Raw genomic sequence first — 16,219 nt, forward strand, 5'->3', positions numbered from 1 at the left:
TGCTGGCATAATCTGGCGCAGTGCCCCCATTTGTTGCCGGGTGGCACTGCGTTTACCCGGCCTACTTTGTACATGTTGGCTCTTCGTAGGCCCGGTAAGCGTTAGCGCCACCGGGCTTTTTGCCGGGTGACACTGCGTTTACCCGGCTTACGTTGTGCCTACTGCCTGTGCGTATGGAATACCAGGCAGCCAATACAGTGACTTTCTTCTAAGCTTGTAAGCGATATCACATAAAGGAGAAGGACCACCATGAAACAAACCGTGGCTGCATACATAGCGAAAACCCTGGAGCAGGCTGGCGTAAAGCGTATCTGGGGCGTCACCGGCGATTCGCTGAACGGACTCAGCGACAGCCTTAACAAGATGAAGACCATTGAATGGATGCCCACCCGCCATGAAGAGGTCGCCGCCTTTGCCGCGGGTGCCGAAGCGCAGCTCACGGGCGAACTCGCCGTCTGTGCAGGTTCCTGCGGACCGGGAAACCTGCACCTTATCAACGGTCTTTTCGACTGTCACCGCAACCATGTTCCGGTGCTGGCGATTGCCGCACATATTCCGTCATCCGAAATCGGCAGCGGCTATTTTCAGGAGACGCATCCTCAGGAGCTGTTCCGTGAATGCAGCCACTACTGCGAGCTGGTCTCGTCGCCGGAGCAGATCCCACAGGTGCTGGCGATAGCCATGCGTAAGGCGATCCTGAATCGCGGGGTTTCGGTGGTTGTGCTGCCGGGGGACGTGGCGCTGAAGGCCGCACCTGAAACCGCCACCACCCACTGGTACTCTGCGCCACAGCCAACCATTACCCCTGCGGATGAAGAGCTTAAAAAGCTGGCGCAGCTGCTGCGATACTCCAGCAATATCGCCCTGATGTGCGGCAGCGGCTGTGCTGGCGCGCATAAAGAGCTGGTGGAATTTGCCGCTAAGCTGAAGGCGCCAGTTGTGCACGCCCTGCGCGGGAAAGAGCACGTTGAATACGATAACCCGTACGATGTGGGCATGACCGGGCTGATCGGTTTTTCCAGCGGCTTCCATACCATGATGAACGCCGATACGCTGATCCTGCTCGGCACCCAGTTCCCGTACCGCGCGTTCTACCCGACGGATGCGAAAATTATCCAGATCGACATTAATCCCGGTAGCATCGGCGCGCACAGCAAGGTGGATATGGCGCTTATCGGCGATATTAAATCCACCCTCGCCGCCCTCCTGCCGCTGCTGGAAGAAAAAACGGACCGCAAATTCCTCGATAAAGCCCTGAGCGACTATCGCGATGCGCGTAAGGGGCTGGACGATCTCGCCAAACCGAGCGAAAAAGCGATCCACCCGCAGTATCTGGCGCAGCAGATCAGCCACTTCGCCGACGACGATGCCATCTTCACCTGCGACGTGGGTACGCCCACCGTCTGGGCCGCGCGCTATCTGAAAATGAACGGCAAACGACGCCTGCTTGGCTCGTTCAACCATGGCTCAATGGCCAACGCCATGCCGCAGGCGCTGGGCGCAAAAGCGACGGCACCGGAACGTCAGGTGGTGGCGATGTGCGGCGACGGCGGGTTCAGTATGCTGATGGGGGATTTCCTGTCGGTGGCGCAGATGAAGCTTCCGCTGAAAATCGTGGTCTTTAACAACAGCGTGCTGGGCTTTGTGGCGATGGAGATGAAGGCCGGAGGCTACCTCACGGACGGCACCGAGCTGCACGACACCAACTTCGCCCGCATCGCCGAAGCCTGCGGTATCACCGGTATTCGGGTGGAGAAAGCCTCAGAGGTGGACGAAGCCCTGCAACGTGCCTTCTCCATCGACGGCCCGGTGCTGGTGGATGTGGTGGTCGCCAAAGAAGAGCTGGCAATCCCGCCTCAAATCAAGCTGGAACAGGCTAAAGGTTTTAGCCTCTACATGCTGCGCGCCATCATCAGCGGGCGCGGTGACGAAGTGATCGAACTGGCAAAAACCAACTGGCTCAGGTAAAACATTTCACAAGACCTCTTAAATGAAAGGGATGTGAAATGATTGATTTACGTAGTGATACCGTTACCCGTCCGGGCCGCGCCATGCTCGAAGAGATGATGGCCGCCCCGGTCGGGGACGACGTCTACGGCGATGACCCGACGGTCAACGAACTCCAGCGCTATGCGGCCGAGCTGAGCGGTAAAGAGGCTGCCCTGTTCCTGCCCACCGGCACGCAGGCTAACCTGGTGGCGCTGCTGAGCCACTGCGAGCGCGGCGAAGAGTATATCGTCGGCCAGGGGGCGCATAACTACCTGTATGAAGCCGGCGGCGCGGCGGTGCTTGGCAGCATTCAGCCGCAGCCGATCGATGCCGCGCCGGATGGTACGCTGCCGCTGGACAAAGTCGCGGCAAAAATCAAAGCCGACGATATTCACTTCGCCCGCACTAAACTGCTGAGCCTTGAAAACACCCATAACGGTAAAGTTCTGCCGCGCGAATACCTGAAAGCGGCATGGGATTTTACCCGCGAGCGCAAGCTCGGCCTGCACGTTGACGGCGCACGTATCTTCAACGCCGTGGTGGAGTACGGCTGCGAGCTGAAAGAGATCACCCAATATTGCGACTCGTTCACCATTTGCCTCTCTAAAGGGCTGGGCACGCCGGTAGGTTCCCTGCTGGTTGGCAGCGCAGACTACATCAGACGCGCCAACCGCTGGCGCAAAATGACCGGCGGCGGGATGCGTCAGGCGGGTATTCTGGCGGCTGCCGGACTGTACGCCCTGAAAAATAACGTGTCACGCCTGAAAGACGATCACGACAATGCGGCGTGGATGGCAGCGCAGCTGCGTGAAATCGGCGCTGATGTCATGCGTCATGACACCAACATGCTGTTTGTCCGCGTCGGCAATGAGCATGCTGCCGCGCTGGGCGAATTTATGAAAGCCCGAGGCGTGCTGATCAACGCCTCCCCGGTCGTGCGACTGGTGATGCATCTTGACGTTAACCGCGAGCAGTTGACCGAGGTGGTGAAACACTGGCAGGCGTTTTTACAGCGTTAAGGAGCATACCGTGCCGCAACGTATTCTGGTGCTCGGTGCCAGCGGGTATATCGGTCAGCATCTGACCACTGTGTTAAGCCAGCAGGGGCACCAGGTGCTGGCAGTGGCACGCAACACGGAACGCCTGCAAAAGCTACATTTGCCTGGCGTGACGTGTCACAACGTTGACCTTAACTGGCCGAAAGCGCTTCCTGCGCTGCTGGAAGGGGTCGATACGCTTTACTACCTTGTTCACAGCATGGGCGAAGGCGGCGATTTTATCGCCCACGAGCGTCAGGTGGCGATGAACGTACGTGATACGCTGCTGCAAACGCCGGTAAAGCAGGTGATCTTTCTAAGCTCGCTTCAGGCGCCTGAGAACGAGCAGTCAGACCATCTGCGCGCCCGGCAACTGACGGCAGAGACATTGCGAAGCGCCCGTATCCCCGTCACCGAACTGCGGGCAGGGATCATCGTCGGCGCGGGTTCCGCCGCGTTCGAAGTGATGCGCGATTTGGTCTACAACCTGCCTGTGCTGACACCGCCGCGCTGGGTACGCTCGCGCACCACGCCCATTGCGCTGGAGAATTTACTCCACTATCTGGTGGCATTGCTGGATCATCCGGCGGCGGCGCATCGTGTGCTGGAGGCGGCTGGCCCGGAAGTGTTGAGCTATCAGGCGCAGTTCGAACATTTTATGCGGGTGAGTGGCCGCCGCCGCTGGCTGGTGCCCGTCCCCTTCCCGACCCGCTGGATTTCGGTGTGGTTTTTGAATGTGATCACCTCCGTGCCGCCGACGACTGCCAAAGCGCTTATACAGGGACTGAAACACGATCTGCTGGCGGACGATCGTGAACTGCGTGCCTTGATCCCTCAGGAATTGATCCCCTTCGACGATGCCGTACGCAATACGCTGAAAGAAGAAGAGAAGCTGGTGAACTCCAGTGACTGGGGCTACGACGCGCAGGCGTTTGCCCGCTGGCGGCCCGAGTACGGCTATTACCCAAAACAGGCGGGCTGTACGGTAAAAACCACTGCCAGCCTCTCAGCGCTGTGGGACGTTGTGAACCAGATCGGCGGCAAAGAGCGCTATTTCTTCGGCAATATCCTCTGGCAAACGCGCGGCGCGCTGGATCTGCTGGTGGGTCACCGGCTGGCAAAAGGCCGTCCTGCCGCCCCGTATCTGAACGTGGGCGATACGGTCGACAGCTGGAAGGTGATCATCGTTGAGCCGGAAAAACAGCTGGCGCTGCTGTTTGGCATGAAGGCACCGGGGCTGGGGCGGCTCTGCTTCACCCTTAAAGACAAAGGCGATCACCGCGAGCTGGACGTTCGGGCGTGGTGGCACCCGCACGGAATGCCCGGGCTGTTCTACTGGCTGCTGATGATCCCGGCACACCTGTTTATCTTCCGCGGAATGGCGAAACGGATTGCGCAACTGGCAGAAGAAAAGCGGGAAAGTAACTAAATAAAACTCTTAATCTTTCACCTTTCCCATTGCAACACATCGTAATTCACGAAAGAATGCGCACGAAATTCTTTTCAACACAGTGGATTGTTATGAAGGTACTGGTTACCGGGGCGACCAGCGGCTTAGGCCGAAATGCGGTCGAATTTCTGCGCAACAAAGGCATCAGCGTGAGGGCCACCGGTCGCAACGAGGCGATGGGCAAGCTCTTGCAAAAAATGGGCGCTGAGTTTGTCCATGCCGACCTGACGGAGCTGGTCTCCTCTCAGGCCAAGGTGATGCTCGCCGGTATCGATACGCTGTGGCACTGCTCCAGTTTTACCTCCCCGTGGGGTACCCAGGAAGCCTTCGATCTCGCCAACGTGCGCGCCACGCGCCGTCTGGGCGAATGGGCCGTCGCCTGGGGCGTGCGTAACTTTATTCATATCTCTTCCCCGTCGCTCTATTTTGATTATCACCATCATCGTGATATTCAGGAAGATTTCCGCCCTGCGCGCTTTGCCTGTGAATTTGCCCGCAGTAAAGCGGCTGGCGAAGAGGTGATCGACCTGCTGGCCCAGTCAAATCCGCACACCCGCTTTACCGTGCTGCGACCACAGAGCCTGTTTGGGCCGCACGACAAAGTCTTTATCCCGCGACTGGCCCAGATGATGCACCATTACGGCAGCGTGCTGTTACCGCGCGGCGGCGATGCGCTGGTAGACATGACCTATTACGAAAATGCCGTTCACGCCATGTGGCTGGCGAGCCAGCCGGAGTGCGATAAGCTGGTGTCGGGCCGCGCCTATAACATTACCAACGGCGAACCCTGTACCCTGCGCAGCATTGTGCAAAGGCTGATTGATGAGTTAAAAATCGACTGCCGGATCCGTTCTGTTCCCTACCCGATGCTGGACATGATTGCCCGCAGCATGGAGCGCTTTGGCAGTAAATCGGCGAAAGAGCCTGCGCTGACGCATTACGGTGTGTCGAAGCTCAACTTTGATTTTACGCTGGATATCTCACGGGCGGAGAACGAGCTGGGGTATAAACCGATTATCTCGCTCGATGAAGGGATAGTGCGTACGGCGGCGTGGTTGCGGGATCACGGGAAGTTACACCGGTAAGCGTTCCAGCCTCATGTAGGCCGGGTAAGCGCAGCGCCACCCGGCAAAAAACAGAGAGTGCGGACTGATGCCCTCACCCCGGCCCTCTCCCTCAGGTAGAGGGTGCAAACATTAAAACGGCAACCCGAGGGTTGCCGTTTGCTTTTACAGAGCCGTCCAGGCTTCAGCCCAAGCCAGGCCTGCACCCGGCTCATAGTACGTCGGCGCACTGTTACACCAGCCGCTGTACGGGAACGGTTTGCACTGGAACAATTTACCGTGGTTGTTCACGATATCACCGGCGTTGTACTTGCTGTTCGCGCTCCATGCCGGGTAAGACGTATCTTCTCCGGATGGCGTTGCCGCTTTCGCTTTCACGTTGAGCAGGTAAGACGTGGTGCTGCTCAGCTCGCCATCGCTGACGGTCAGGCTCACTTCATACTGCTGCGCCGTTGCAGACTCAGGCGCCTTAAAGGTCACCACCGCTTTATCTTCGCCGGTCACGGTCTGGCCATCCTGAGAACGCCAGGTGTAGGTCAGCTTGTTGCCGTCTGCGTCGGTAGAGCCTTCCGCGCTCAGAGAAACCTGCGCGCCCGCTTCAACGGCACCTATTGGGCCCGCAATCTGCGCAACCGGCGCGTGGTTCACCGCGACAGGTTCAACCGGAGTTTCATCCGGAACTGGCGCTGGCGTTGGGGCCGGCGTAACATCTTCAGAAGGTGTTGGCGTTGGCGTGACCGGGGTTTCGTCCGGCGTCACCGAGGAACCGTCGTCATTCACGATATTCACGTTATAGAACTTCTGCACGCACTTGCTGTAGTCGCCCTCTTTGAACGCGCTGAACGGGGTCTGATAGCCCACCAGCTGGCAAGAGTAAGTCTTGCCGTCCGGGGTATCCGCGCTCCATCCCCAGTCCTGTTCCCAGTAAATCTTCAGGGCGCCTGCGCCACCTTCGTCGAACTGCTTCATGTTGGCGCAACCCAACACTTCGTTCGCCGGAACAGGGACTTTCAGGTAGTTCGCAAATTCTTTGTAATACTTGATACGGTTCTGAGACTGCGCAATTTCAGTCGGGCCGCCGCACTCAACGCCGCCGTTGATGATCTGGGTTGTTACACCGAAGCCCGGGACCAGGCCGTTGGCTTTATCGTGATCGTTCGGCTGCCATGTACCGTCGATCACCTGCAACATGCTTGGTTTTGGCGGCTGTGGATAGGCGAAGAAGAAGATAGCACTGGCCAGGTTCAGCCAGGTGTCCGCCACCAGCTCAGGTTTATCGAGCAGGGTACGCACGTCGCCGTACATCGCTTCAGAGAATGGACCGTAGTTGTAGTTGTAGGACAACTGTTTCGCACCGCGTCCGAAATAGCTCAGGAAATCGCCGTCTTTGTCTTTACCGCAAGGCCAGGTCTGTCCCTGCCAGACGTCCGGATTACATTCGCCGTTATAGCCGCCCTTCTGCCCTTCGCTCCAGCCCATTTCACGCACGTGGACCAGCGCCTGACGCCATTCGGCTTCCGGACGCCAGCTTTCGTGGCCGCCGGTTTCCTGGGCAAAGTGGGCAAACATGGTCGCCAGCTCTTTGCGGCAGATAGCGTCGCTGTCACGACCGTCGTTGTAGGTCTTACACAGCGCCGGGAATTTACCCACGGCTTTCAGGAAGTTGCTGTAGGTATAAGCCTGTGCACGCAGCGGAAAGAGATATTCCCAGTCGCTGGCTTTCACAATCCCTTCAACGCGTTTGACGTTGTCCGGGTTCGCCGCGCGGCCTGGCTCAATCAGTTCGACCTGCGCGTTGTCCAAAGTCTGAATAGTCTCTTTAACGGAGGCCATCAGCGGGAAGTTAGTGAGCTCATGCTCTTTCTTCGCCAGATCGCTGGCTTTCATGGTGTACGGCTCGCCGGTGGTCGCCTGCAAAGAGGCGGCCTGCGCCATAAAAGGTGCAACGCAAGCACCAGCAACAAGTACACTCAGTAACGTCCTTTTGTTCATTTCAGTTTTCCTGTTCGTTTCAAATTAAATGTTAATATCCCGGCTTAGGTATTATTCCGTTAATACATAAACCACATTCAGCTGTTTTCACTTTTCGAAGAACACCTTCAGGAATTCTTCAAAAATAAAAAACGTTAATCACGTGCTGCTAATTTTAATTGCTGATATTTAGCCCAGACCTTATGGGCATATTTCATCCGCTGCGGATAATTCTCTTTCTTCAACCCGGCGTTATAAGCACCTACCGCTTCCCAGTTATAGCCATATACTCTTATCATTCCGGAGAGAATGGAGGCACCCACCATGATGGAGGTACACGGCTCGGTCATTAAGCGATACTCATCAATGCCTCTGCTTTCCAGCGCGGTAAAATGCGAGCTGTTGATTTGCATCAGCCCGACATCCCGCGTGCCATCGCGGTTTTTCCCAACCGCGTACGGATTCATACCGGATTCCACATTCGCTATCGCGTACAGTAAATAAGGGTCGACATGATAATAATGCGCCGCTTTATCCCAACAGTTTGCCAGAGCACCCTGGCTTATTATTAATAACAACAAAATGAGCTTTTTCATTTTTACCTGCTGACTTTATTGGTTATTTCTCCTTAGAAACATCCTGTAAAATGAATTTTTAATTACTCCCCCTCAGAAGGGGGGAGTAATTAATGGGTTAGATTATTTGCAATCTGTTGATGCGCCTTCTTTTACCCATACGTCGCTATTTGCTGGGTTATCACCACGGGTCCACCATTTCGCACGGTAAACGTTACCTTCATAGGTGGTGGTGTCGCCGCCGTTGTAGACCAGGTCAGAACGCCAGTTCATCTTCACGTTGCTTACCAGCTCCCACGCGTCCATACCGAAGCCAGGCTGATTGCCCTGAGTCCAGTATTTCGCTTTCCACACGAGGTGGTCGAAGCTTACGGTATCGCCGTTGTTATAGATTTTGCTCGCGTCCCACGCAGCGTATTTGCTGGCGTTGGCATCGACAGGTGCGTCGCAGCTGCCGGCGGTATCATCAGCTGGCGGGGTTACGTCGTCAGCTGGAGGGGTTACGTCGTCAGCCGGTGGTGTGACGTCATCGGCAGGAGGCGTTACCTCGTCAGCTGGCTTAGGCTCCACCGTCACCTGCACGTCAGACTGCACGCTGGTTTTACCGTCCGTCACAATAACGCTCAGGGTGTAGGAAGAAGTATTGTGCACTTCTGGCGCAGTGATGCGAACGTTGGCCGAATCAGTGCCGGTCGCGTTCATATCAGCCGGTACGCTCCAGCTGTAGGTCAGCGCGTCACCATCAGGATCGGATGCCTGTGCGTGCAGAGAAATTGCTTCACCGGACTGAACGGTAACGGCTTCCATGGCATTGATTACCGGCGCCTGGTTGGCTTTAGGCGCTTTATTCACAACCTGGACGTCAACAGCATTGCTCAGCCCTTTAGCGTCGGTTACGGTCAAACGGAAGACCAGGTTCTGGTCGCTTGTCACAGCCGGAACGCTAAAGCTGGCTTTTGCTTTGGTGCTATTGGCGATGGTCACAGAAGGGCCTGAAACCTGCGTCCATTTATAGGTCAGCGCATCGTCGTCCTGGTCGCTAGAAGCAGAGCCATCCAGGGTCACGGTTGCAGGACCGGTGACATTTTGATCGGCAGCTGAAGCCACTGGCGCATGGTTAGTCTCAACAGGCAGATCCGGGATGGAACTTCCGCCCAGCAGGCTTTCGTTCATGGCGTTCAGGATATCGCCGTTATCAGACTCGATAGACCATGCGAACAGTCCGCCCAGGTTTTTGTTCAGTACGTATTTGCCTTTCGCCATAACGGAACGGGCGTTATCGTACGTCACCAGCTCACCGGTGGACTTGTTGAACACGTACGGCGCTTCAGCCGCTTCGTCATATTTGTATTCCCAGCCCGGTTTGCCCAGCATCTGGTTGACGATTTGACGATAGTCAACGATACCGTTTTCCCATGTCCCTTTAATTGGTCCGGTTGCGGTGCCGGTAAATGGATTATCGCCGGTATAACCATGAACGCCGGTCCAGCCGCGGCCATACATACCTGCGCCTACCACGATCTTGCCTGGCTTAACGCCCTGCTCCAGCATCGCTTTCACCGCGTTATCGGTGGTGTAGTTAGTGTCTGGTTTCCAGGAAGCACCGTACAGGGCGGTCTGGTGGCCCAGATCGGTATTGCTCCAGGCACCGTAGAAGTCGTAGCTCATCAGGAAGATATGGTCGAGGTACTGCTGCGTGGTGTTATAGTCCACGTCTTCGATCTTATCTTTACCGGCACCGATTGCAGTAGTCAGCTCGTAGGTACGACCGGTTTCCGCAGACAGTTCATTCAGCATCTGACGCAGGTCGTGCATCAGCGCGGTGTAGGTGGCTTTATCGGTCTGAGGATTGCCGAGTTTGGCGTTTTCACCGCCGCCGCCCGGGAATTCCCAGTCAATATCCACGCCGTCAAACACTTTCCAGGTGGTCAGGAAGTCTTTTACCGACGCCACGAAACGGTCACGCAGTACTTTGTTATCCATCTGATAGAACGGATCGGACAGGGTCCAGCCACCAATGGATGGCAGAATTTTCAGGTCAGGATGGGCTTTTTTCATCGCCATCAGCTGCCCATAGTTACCTTTGTAGGGATCGTCCCAGTTGCTTACGCCTTTCTGCGGTTTCTGCAACGCAGCCCATGGATCGTGAATGGCCACGGTGTAGTCCTGACGGCCAGCACAGGCGCGTTTCAGGGATTCCAGTGCACCTGAAGATTTGGCGCTGTCGTTAATACCGTCGCCGCCGCAAATTGGAATAAAGCCGTACAGCAGGTGGTTAATGTTCGCGACCGGGATCTTATCCGCAGAGAAGTTTCGATCGTAAACGCCCCACTCAGGGAAATAGGCACCGACGACTTTATCGGTATGCTGAGCGAAAGCTTTGTTATTTTCCAGCAGCGGCGTATTCAGCGGCAGCAAATGGCTTCCGTCGGTATCCGCAACGATAATCAGTTTGCTTGCGCTTTTGGTACAGCCGCTGTCGTTACACAGTTCGACCTGTTCCTGATAGCGGCCCCCTTTTTTGACTTTGAAGGTCGCAGAACCCGCCGCGCTGCCCGCGCCGGTCCAGACGGTCTTGCCGTCCAGCAGCACTTTTGCAGACGTTGGGGCGTCACCGCTCCAGACGTTCCATTCCACTTTTACATCAACACCCTCTTTATGCACTTTGATGAGGTTGTTGTAATCCTGTGCCGCCTGATCCACTTCTACCAGCGCAAATTTATCATTGCCCGATGTAATAGAAGGCGTACCCGGCGCAGCTGCAAATGCGGAGCTGGTGGCCGCCGCAATAAAGAGCGCCAGATATTTTGGTTTCATAAATTTCATTTTTATTTCCTGATAAATTTATTTATAACGTAATAACCCATGCCTTCCGTGAGATCATGGATGCGTTTCGCGTAATGCGTATTTAACCAACGTGAGTGCCGTAAACAAAAAATTGTTGCTGCGCTGTATTCCTCCATAAAAAGATACAAGCCAAATCCCGTGTAGCTTATATCTCCTACGATACACCGAGCGTAAAGAGTCGTCCTTCTCTCGCAGCATCAAAAAGATTTATAAAAAACCTTGACCAGTATATTTAAAATGTGAAAGCAAACTGCTGACTAATAAACACCACGATTCCAGAAAAGGCGAGGTAAGGACCAAAAGAAATAGTGAGGTTATTTTTATTTAAATTATTGACGGCGAAATAACCGACAATACCGCTTAACGCTGCCGCCAGTTCAATGGAGGGTAATGCCTGCCAGCCGCACCAGGCGCCCAGCGCCGCCAGTAGCTTAAAGTCCCCGTAACCCAGCCCTTCTCGTCCGACGATCAGACGAAAAGCCCAGTAGAGCAGCCAGAGCGACAGATAGCCCGCCACCGCGCCAAACAGCGCATCGCGTAGCGGCAATGTGTGGTCAATAGCATGGAGCACTAACCCCGCCCACAGCAGCGGCTGGGTCAGGCAGTCCGGCAACAACTGATGCTGCCAGTCGATCATGGCCAGCGGCAGCAAAAAAGCCGCCAGTAACCACAAAGAGAACAGCGCCTGAACGTCCGGCATGCACCAGGCCGTGATGCCAAAAAACAGCGCGGAGAACAGTTCCACCAAAAAGAGTCGCAGCGGGATCGCGCTGCCGCACTGGTGGCAGCGCCCCCGTAATAACAGCCAACTGAGCAGCGGGATATTTTCCCATGCAGCAAGCGTGTGCTGACACACCGGGCAGTGCGAGGCAGGAAAGAGCAGATTGCCGCTCCCCTCCTCATCCATCACCATTCCCGGTACGCGCTCGGCAACAACGCCGAGAAAACTGCCCATAATCCCGCCCAGGATAGCACTCATCATCGGGAAACCGAGCGGACAGGCCTCCCGCATCAGCGTGAAGGTATTCATGCGCTTTTTGACCAGGTAAGCTGCACCTGTGCTTTCACATCGCTGAGGTGGTCAACCGGCGTGAGGTTTATTTTTTGCAATGTCACGCCGGAGGTCTGATTAATTTCACGCAGCCAGCTTTTTAATTCATATACATTTACCCGATTCACCACGAACGATAAAGTTTGCCCCTCCTGGCGCACATCCGTCAGTGAAAGATTAATTTCATGAGCGCTGTTCTCGACCACCGTACGCGGATTATTCGTTTTAACTAACTGGACCTGAAGATGATTTTTATCAATTTCACTGCGCATCCAGTTAAGCGTCTCTTTTTGTCTTTTAAGCGTCGATTTACTATTTTGAATCATATTATCCAGGGGAATTACTCCTGTGTAATACACCGCAGCCGCCACAATGGCAACGGCACATATTTTTAAAATGATTTTTTCCCGGGCGCTGTAATTCTGATAGCGTGATTTCAGCTGCGCGATTCGCTCTTTCATTTATGTTTCCCTGCGATCATGGCGGTATACGGTTCGGTTGTTGAAACAGGTTGTAAGGTAAAATCAAAATTCTCACTGGTCTGGTTCACAAACGCCTGCAACGCGGGCTGGCTTTGCGCGCTAACGCTCAGCGTCAGGGTGTTTTGCTGCGCATCGTATTCCAGCAGATCGATCTCCATCGCAGGGACTGACTGCCGGGCTTTCTCCAGCTCCTCAAGCTGAAGAAAGAACCCCTTGCTCTGTTTTTTCAGGCTTTGGCCAAAGTGATATTTGATATTGGTCTGCTGGCGCATGCTGGGGAAATGGTGCTGATAAACCTGAACGATCTCCTGCTGAACCCGATTTTCCTGCTGCACCAGCATCCAGGCCATCGCAATGCGCGGCCCCAGCAGCAGACCAACGGACAGCAGGCCCGCCGCTATCATCGCTGCTTTCATGCTTTTTGCGGCCTGGCCATGACCGGCCTTAAGGCTGAATTCACCGTGAAGCAGATTCACACGACAGGTTTTCCACTGCGGCTGGATCAGCACCAGCGGGTGCTGCCAGGCATGCTGTACGTCAACGTGAACGTCCGCAGGCGCGTCGCCGTAGCAACACACTTCCCCGTCTCCGGCTTTCTGCATCAACAGCGGCAGCAGGGTTCCCTCCATTTCACCCGCCACGTGGGGAGATAAACGCAGCCAGTAGCCTTTATCCTGTGCGACCAGCGTGCTGCCCCCTGCCGCCACGGGCAGCAGCCAGGCATCAGGCAGGGCCTGAATCACGTTTAATCCGGCCTCGTGACAGCGGGTCAATGCCGCACGCAGGCGGTCGGCGTCAATGGCAACGGCGTCGACGTCAGCGCCTTTTTTGTAGAGCACTGTCCAGTGGAGGTTGTCCACGTCGCCAATCAGCGTCTCTTCCGCCATCCACGAGAAGGCCATCGCCTGAGAAGCCACCTTTTTCGGCAGCGTGAAATGGCGGAAAATCATGTCGCTGGCGGGCAGCAGGAGACAAACGCGTGTAGCCAGCGGGTGTTCGGCCAGCATCTCCAGGCTGTCGAGCACCTCGACGCGCTCGCTGCCGGACTCACAGCACATTATTTTCCCGCCCTCGCGGCTGTCGGGGCGAACAAAAAGTACCTGTTTCATAACGTTCTACTTTTCTTATTCAATCATTCGGTAACGACGCTGCCACGTCACGATCTCACCGGCTTCGTTATTCATCTGAAGCTGGCTGACCACGCGAAGCGTTAATTCATCGGTATTGCCGCTGTAATTCACGCGGAAGTACCGGCTGTTTATAGAAAATTGATCTGCCACCTGCGGGAGATCGTCTTTTAACTGCGGGAAGGTCTGCTCCAGCGCTTTGCTGAACGCGTCCATATTTTCCCAGCCCGATTCCGGACGTGTATCCAGCAGACGAACCGCGTCATCCTGCGTGAATTTTCCCGGAAACATGGCCGCCAGCACCACGGCCTGTTCCGGTTGCAGGGTGTTAACGTCCACCTTGCTGGCGGCGTCCGGCAGCGCGCATAACACCTTGCTCACCTTCGGATATGCCGTAACCGGGAACGCTGGCAGCAGTTTGATCTCCGCGATGCTGCGCATCATCTGGTTTGCCGGTTGCCGGGCGGGCACGACGCCAGCCCACGCATCGCTTTCGGCACCCTCTTTCGCCGTGGTGCTGTCACCATCGAGATAATCCACCAGCTGGAAATAGACCGCCTCCGCCGTGCCCGGACTGAGCCCGCTTTCCGTCAGGAGTTGTTCAACAATCCGCTCTTTACGCGGTTTTTCCGCCACCGCGGGAGCGCTTTGCCCCTGGGGCGCGACGTCGGCGGTCAACAGGTTATTGACGTTAAAGCAGTCCTGAGCGTCTTCCACCTGGCTCACGACCGTGTAGTCTTCTCCCTGCGTCTCCAGCGGCTGATGCCAGTCGCCGTCCAGCGCCAACGGCTTGCTCTCGCCGCTGGCATCGGTCTGTAACCTGTCCTTCACCACTTTTTCCTGGGCCTGCATCGCCCAGCGCAGCTGCTGCTGGCTTATCTGATAATGCGTTTTCTGCAAATTACGGCAGAACTGCTGGCTGATTTTGGCGGCCAGCGCCGACATCATCACCAGCAAAATCAGCACCACCAGCAGGGCGACGCCCTTTTGTTGACGGATTCGGTTCATGGTCTGGTCTCCGGCGAAGGCGCAGGGGCTGCGTCCGGAGTCGTCGCAGGCGCGTCGGCGGCTTTCTCTGGGGCTGCGGCAGCGGCCACCTCCGGCATATCCCCCGGCGTGGTGAACACCCAGCGCCAGGTATCCCCGTTTTCCATCGTCAACGTGACCTCCACGCCGTCCGGCAGATGGGCGGCGTCGTGCCAGGCTGTCTGCCAGCCCTGACGATAAAACCGCCACTGCAATGCTTTTACGCCGCTGACAATCGGCACTTCGTCAGGCTTAACGTCCACCGGGCCGTCAATGACCGGCCAGACGTCGCGGTACAAACGCCCCTCTTCCAGCCGCCAGCGCACGCGCTCCAGCTGGACCGTTCCGCTCACGCCATTCAGGGTGGTCAGTTCAAGGGCATCGCCCTCCTGACGGAACAGATCTGGCTCATTACGCGGCGCTCGCGCCTGTAGCTGGAAAAAATCGCGCTCCATCAGACTCCAGCCGCGCTGAAGCTGGTTGAGCTTAGCGGCGCTGGCATCGGTGGCCGAGCTGGTACGCATCGCGCCGTCCAGAATTTGCCAGGCCAGGGTGCTGATTACCGCGAAAATAGTCAGCGCAATCATGATCTCCAGCAGGGTAAATCCGCGCTGGCGTCGCGTTTTCTTCACTTGCTCTCTCCCGGCGGAATGATGTACAGGGAAATAACCGGCTGGCTCTCATCGCCTTCCGCATAGACGCGAATGGAGTTCGCCCAGCCGTTGTCGGCGGTTTTCACCCGCTGCTTACGCCAGTTCCAGCTGCGCCCGCCCATGATTTCCGTCCCCTGCTGCTCAGCATCCGGGAAGTCGGTTTTGGTGAGCTGCGCTTCCGCCAGCTGATTTTCCGCCACCCAACTGGCCTGCAAGGTATCGGCCAGACCATGGGTAAAACGCACGTTCAGGGAGACCGAATTCATTAGCGCCAGCGCGGCGGTGGAGAAAATCACCAGCGCGACCATCACCTCCAGCAGCGTCATCCCCTTTTGCTTTGTGTTGTCGTTAGCCATCGTTTTCTACCGATACCGGCGCCGCACCCTGCGACACCACGCGGAAATGGTGCTGTTTGTCGTAACTTTGCAGCGTCAGCGTAAAGCGGCTGATTTCACCGTCCGGTAAAAAGATCACCTGTGGCTCGGACGCCACCGTCGCGGCCAGGCGCTGCGGCGAGAGCGACACGTGCATCTCTTCCGGAAAATCACCTTTGGTGGTAATACGTCCGGCAGATAATGGCACCCAGTGACGCTCGCCATTTTTATCCGCGATCGTCACCAGCTGATATTTATCAGTGGCGATCACCAGCCCGACAATATTTCCGTCCATCACCGCACGGTCTGAACCATAATCAACGAGCGCTTTTAATTGCTGGCCAAATATATCCGCGCCGCTGCGCGAAGGAATGGTGGACACCACCATCATGGCGCAGCTGGCAAATATCACCAGCGCCAGAATAATTTCCAGCAACGTAAAGCCGCGTTGATTTTTCATTACTTCTCGTTCTTATCCAGAGACCAGTTGGTAATGTCATCGGCAGTATTCGCTTCGCCGTCCGGACCCGCAGAGAAAATGTCCACCGCACCGTGTTCACCTGGGCTGACCAG

Annotated in this window: 15 protein-coding genes; 4 read left to right on the forward strand and 11 right to left on the reverse strand. The window is 56.1% G+C overall.

Features of this window, described 5'->3' with window-relative positions; all coding sequences use genetic code 11:
- The first annotated feature begins 249 nt into the window (after positions 1–249).
- The 4 genes from poxB (at position 250) to HP459_RS13665 (ending at position 5,561) form a co-directional block, all read left to right on the forward strand.
- Positions 250–1,968, forward strand: coding sequence for a ubiquinone-dependent pyruvate dehydrogenase (poxB, locus tag HP459_RS13650; RefSeq protein ID WP_022647603.1), 1,719 nt, complete (start codon positions 250–252; stop codon positions 1,966–1,968).
- A gap of 38 nt (positions 1,969–2,006) precedes the next feature.
- Positions 2,007–3,008, forward strand: coding sequence for a low-specificity L-threonine aldolase (ltaE, locus tag HP459_RS13655; protein WP_032624552.1), 1,002 nt, complete (start codon positions 2,007–2,009; stop codon positions 3,006–3,008).
- Between the two features lie 10 nt (positions 3,009–3,018).
- Positions 3,019–4,455, forward strand: coding sequence for a DUF2867 domain-containing protein (locus tag HP459_RS13660; RefSeq protein WP_171936335.1), 1,437 nt, complete (start codon positions 3,019–3,021; stop codon positions 4,453–4,455).
- 92 nt (positions 4,456–4,547) lie between these two features.
- A complete protein-coding gene (locus tag HP459_RS13665; RefSeq protein ID WP_022647600.1) occupies positions 4,548–5,561 on the forward strand; it encodes an NAD(P)-dependent oxidoreductase in 1,014 nt (337 codons plus the stop codon).
- 144 nt (positions 5,562–5,705) lie between these two features.
- Here HP459_RS13665 and HP459_RS13670 read toward each other — a convergent pair whose 3' ends face one another.
- From HP459_RS13670 to HP459_RS13720, 11 genes are all read right to left on the reverse strand, one after another.
- Positions 5,706–7,532, reverse strand: coding sequence for a chitinase (locus tag HP459_RS13670; protein ID WP_022647599.1), 1,827 nt, complete (start codon positions 7,530–7,532; stop codon positions 5,706–5,708).
- Between the two features lie 134 nt (positions 7,533–7,666).
- Complete coding sequence (gene iagB / locus HP459_RS13675; RefSeq protein ID WP_171936336.1) at positions 7,667–8,107, reverse strand: type III secretion system invasion protein IagB; 441 nt, start codon at positions 8,105–8,107, stop codon at positions 7,667–7,669.
- A gap of 102 nt (positions 8,108–8,209) precedes the next feature.
- The gene (locus HP459_RS13680; protein WP_023299703.1) at positions 8,210–10,912 is read right to left on the reverse strand and encodes a glycosyl hydrolase family 18 protein; all 2,703 of its coding nucleotides are present in this window, start codon (positions 10,910–10,912) and stop codon (positions 8,210–8,212) included.
- Positions 10,913–11,165: 253 nt separating this feature from the next.
- On the reverse strand, positions 11,166–11,963 hold the full coding sequence (locus HP459_RS13685; protein WP_038415758.1) for an A24 family peptidase: 798 nt from the start codon (positions 11,961–11,963) through the stop codon (positions 11,166–11,168).
- Positions 11,960–12,445 carry a type II secretion system protein GspM gene (gene gspM, locus HP459_RS13690; RefSeq protein ID WP_063150535.1) on the reverse strand — a complete coding sequence of 162 codons (486 nt, stop codon included), beginning with the start codon at positions 12,443–12,445 and terminating at the stop codon, positions 11,960–11,962. The genes HP459_RS13685 and gspM overlap by 4 nt, the downstream gene beginning before the upstream one ends.
- Positions 12,442–13,575, reverse strand: coding sequence for a type II secretion system protein GspL (gspL, locus tag HP459_RS13695; protein WP_023299701.1), 1,134 nt, complete (start codon positions 13,573–13,575; stop codon positions 12,442–12,444). Before gspL ends, gspM begins: the two co-directional genes overlap by 4 nt.
- Positions 13,576–13,590: 15 nt before the next feature.
- Positions 13,591–14,601, reverse strand: a complete 1,011-nt coding sequence (gspK, locus tag HP459_RS13700) for a type II secretion system minor pseudopilin GspK (RefSeq protein WP_171936337.1) — start codon at positions 14,599–14,601, stop codon at positions 13,591–13,593.
- Positions 14,598–15,251 (reverse strand): type II secretion system minor pseudopilin GspJ, encoded by a 654-nt coding sequence (gene gspJ / locus HP459_RS13705; protein ID WP_058646189.1) that lies wholly within the window; start codon positions 15,249–15,251, stop codon positions 14,598–14,600. The genes gspK and gspJ overlap by 4 nt, the downstream gene beginning before the upstream one ends.
- Positions 15,248–15,628, reverse strand: a complete 381-nt coding sequence (gene gspI, locus HP459_RS13710; RefSeq protein ID WP_171936338.1) for a type II secretion system minor pseudopilin GspI — start codon at positions 15,626–15,628, stop codon at positions 15,248–15,250. The genes gspJ and gspI overlap by 4 nt, the downstream gene beginning before the upstream one ends.
- Positions 15,621–16,106, reverse strand: a complete 486-nt coding sequence (gspH, locus tag HP459_RS13715) for a type II secretion system minor pseudopilin GspH (RefSeq protein WP_023299697.1) — start codon at positions 16,104–16,106, stop codon at positions 15,621–15,623. Before gspH ends, gspI begins: the two co-directional genes overlap by 8 nt.
- Positions 16,106–16,219 (reverse strand): type II secretion system protein GspG (locus tag HP459_RS13720; RefSeq protein WP_171936339.1); only part of this gene is annotated, 114 nt, incomplete at its 5' end. The genes gspH and HP459_RS13720, both read right to left, overlap by 1 nt.

Source organism: Enterobacter sp. CM29 (assembly GCF_013179605.1).
GTDB lineage: Bacteria > Pseudomonadota > Gammaproteobacteria > Enterobacterales > Enterobacteriaceae > Enterobacter > Enterobacter intestinihominis.

What these genes read in the sequence shown, in the direction of transcription:
- HP459_RS13680 (WP_023299703.1), bottom strand. Translation starts at nt 10,912, where the DNA reads ATGAAATTTATGAAACCAAAATATCTGGCGCTCTTTATTGCGGCGGCC.
- gspK (WP_171936337.1), bottom strand. Translation starts at nt 14,601, where the DNA reads ATGAACCGAATCCGTCAACAAAAGGGCGTCGCCCTGCTGGTGGTGCTG.
- gspI (WP_171936338.1), bottom strand. Translation starts at nt 15,628, where the DNA reads ATGGCTAACGACAACACAAAGCAAAAGGGGATGACGCTGCTGGAGGTG.
- iagB (WP_171936336.1), bottom strand. Translation starts at nt 8,107, where the DNA reads ATGAAAAAGCTCATTTTGTTGTTATTAATAATAAGCCAGGGTGCTCTG.
- HP459_RS13670 (WP_022647599.1), bottom strand. Translation starts at nt 7,532, where the DNA reads ATGAACAAAAGGACGTTACTGAGTGTACTTGTTGCTGGTGCTTGCGTT.
- gspH (WP_023299697.1), bottom strand. Translation starts at nt 16,106, where the DNA reads ATGAAAAATCAACGCGGCTTTACGTTGCTGGAAATTATTCTGGCGCTG.
- gspM (WP_063150535.1), bottom strand. Translation starts at nt 12,445, where the DNA reads ATGAAAGAGCGAATCGCGCAGCTGAAATCACGCTATCAGAATTACAGC.
- HP459_RS13685 (WP_038415758.1), bottom strand. Translation starts at nt 11,963, where the DNA reads ATGAATACCTTCACGCTGATGCGGGAGGCCTGTCCGCTCGGTTTCCCG.
- poxB (WP_022647603.1), top strand. Translation starts at nt 250, where the DNA reads ATGAAACAAACCGTGGCTGCATACATAGCGAAAACCCTGGAGCAGGCT.
- ltaE (WP_032624552.1), top strand. Translation starts at nt 2,007, where the DNA reads ATGATTGATTTACGTAGTGATACCGTTACCCGTCCGGGCCGCGCCATG.
- gspL (WP_023299701.1), bottom strand. Translation starts at nt 13,575, where the DNA reads ATGAAACAGGTACTTTTTGTTCGCCCCGACAGCCGCGAGGGCGGGAAA.
- HP459_RS13665 (WP_022647600.1), top strand. Translation starts at nt 4,548, where the DNA reads ATGAAGGTACTGGTTACCGGGGCGACCAGCGGCTTAGGCCGAAATGCG.